Annotated in this window: 1 protein-coding gene; it reads left to right on the top strand. The window is 46.3% G+C overall.

Annotation, left to right across the window (positions count from 1 at the left end):
* A partial coding sequence (locus tag D9V37_RS19970) for a response regulator (RefSeq protein ID WP_121807963.1) occupies window positions 1-244 on the top strand: 244 nt, incomplete at both ends.

Below are 244 nucleotides of genomic sequence, written 5' to 3'. Positions count from 1 at the left end.
AATCATGGTGAAGAGGCACTAGCATACCTTGCCAATCACAGCGTGGATTTGATTGTATTAGACAACAATATGCCTGTGATGAATGGACTTGAGACCCTAAAGAAAATCCGTGAGCGTGAGATAGAGGGCAAAGTGCTACTGTTCACCGTGTCCGACAACAGCAAAGACGTACAAGACGCTCTGCAACTGGGCGTGGACGGCTATCTGCTCAAGGACATGGAGCCTGAAGATATTATCAAAGATA

This window comes from Nocardioides mangrovicus (genome assembly GCF_003674065.1).
Lineage (GTDB): Bacteria > Actinomycetota > Actinomycetes > Propionibacteriales > Nocardioidaceae > Marmoricola > Marmoricola mangrovicus.
Note: the sequence above shows the minus strand (reverse complement) of the source record. Positions and strands in the feature narration are given on the sequence as shown.